2 protein-coding genes are annotated in these 1,634 nt (G+C 56.1%); both read right to left on the bottom strand.

The genetic code is table 11. The features are described from left to right. Positions 1-420, bottom strand: a 420-nt coding sequence (locus BGN95_RS24205; RefSeq protein WP_286774320.1) for a phytanoyl-CoA dioxygenase family protein, incomplete at its 3' end; no start/stop codon positions are given. 79 nt (positions 421-499) lie between these two features. Next, the coding region (locus BGN95_RS24200; protein WP_286774290.1) for a hypothetical protein at positions 500-1,634 on the bottom strand (1,135 nt) is incomplete at its 5' end.

Below are 1,634 nucleotides of genomic sequence, written 5' to 3'. Positions count from 1 at the left end.
TTTGAGCGTTAGCTGCGGCAATAATTGCGAACCCGGATAATATCGAAGTGGACCGTTTCCAGCGTCGATATCTTCCAGCGCGACCCAGACGCCCGCCATGAAACCTGCTGGCTTGCTATCGAAGTGGATAGTATCGCTATGCGCCGCTTGCTCCGTCCCTTTGTTGAAATTCAAAGTCTGAAAGGGGAAGGCGGGACGTCCATATAATTCTTCAAGTACATTCAAAATTTTCGGAAGCACCGCAAGGTACCGGGCGCCGGGACTGCGGCGCCACGCATTTTCGATGCGGTTATTGTGGTCGTAAACAGGCGCAAGATCGCTGATAACGCCTTCCGCGAGCTCGGCAAAGTTCGGGATATCGAGATCAATAATCAAATAACCGGTCGAATTAAACTCATCTATGATGCTGCGCGCAGCCATATCCACCTATCGCCTCCCATTTCCTCACTCAGTGCCATAACGATATCCTATCAGCAAGAATCGACTCTCCATGATGCTGTCACTCGATCGCTAGCGACAATCGTGTCTCATGCCCCGCGGGAATCGTAATGGGGTGATCCGTCGAATTGTAAACCTCTATGGGAACGGCGGCATAGCGGGGCAGCGTCGTATCGTTCCTGTGCAAGAGATTTCGCTCAAGCGATAGGGAGCCGCCGCCGGGCTCCGCCACGCGCTCTACGTTCCATCGCTGCTGACCTGCGAAAAACGCGATACCTGGCGTCGTCAACTCGATCGAACATGAAACGAGCGCTTTGCCCGGAGGAACGAGCACGCGCAATTCGTCCAGCTTGACTGATTTACCCGGCGCTACGCTGGTCGCCGTCGCGGTTCGCGCGACATGCCCTAGAGGCGCGGCCTGCAATTGGACGCACCGGACCACGCCAGCAGGCCCTTCCGTCGTGATTCTGCCGTTAATCGAAGAAGCGCTGGCGGCATCGGCCCAGACTGCGACCCAATAGAAGATTCCGCCGAAAGAGGCGTTGATCAAGATCGCGCGGGATCGCTCGATATGAATCGCCCCTTCACGACTTCCAAGGCTGCCTGTTGACCAGAAGGGCGTACCGATGGCGGCGTTGATCGACAAATTGACAGAGTCGCGGATCGTAAAGGCCCGCCCAACCGGCTGCTCGACGAGCCCATCGAATGCTAGATCATCACAATTTTCGATGAGAAGTGCGGCTTGCTGGATCAATTTTCCCGCGCGGTAGACCCCCGTGCGAGCAACCTGCACGCCCGCCATAGTAACATATTGGCACTCGCGCAGGACTATCGCTTCTGCCCCGGTCTCAAACAACGTTGCACCGGTGATCGCGACGAATGGCGTTCGCTCGATCAGCAGCGAGTTGTACTTGCACTGAAAGAAGCGCACATTCTCTATGCGTAGGCCATCACACTTACGAATTTCCGCAATCCGCCCGCAGTGTAGCGCCGCTATGCAGCCATCAATCCGCGCGTCCCGGACAGCGTAGAAATCCCGATCATTCGAGATGAACCGAAACACGGTGCCGCAATCATGTGCAAGCCACTCACCGATGTGAGGCATTTGGGCGGATCGGCCGCCATCGGAAACGCTTTCGACGCCGATTTCTAGGCCATGAAACGATACGTCTCGAGCCTCAAACTGCTGAGAACCG

Source organism: Sphingomonas sp. 66-10, from assembly GCF_001897045.1.
Taxonomy (GTDB): Bacteria; Pseudomonadota; Alphaproteobacteria; order Sphingomonadales; family Sphingomonadaceae; genus Sphingomonas; species Sphingomonas lycopersici.
Note: the sequence above shows the minus strand (reverse complement) of the source record. Positions and strands in the feature narration are given on the sequence as shown.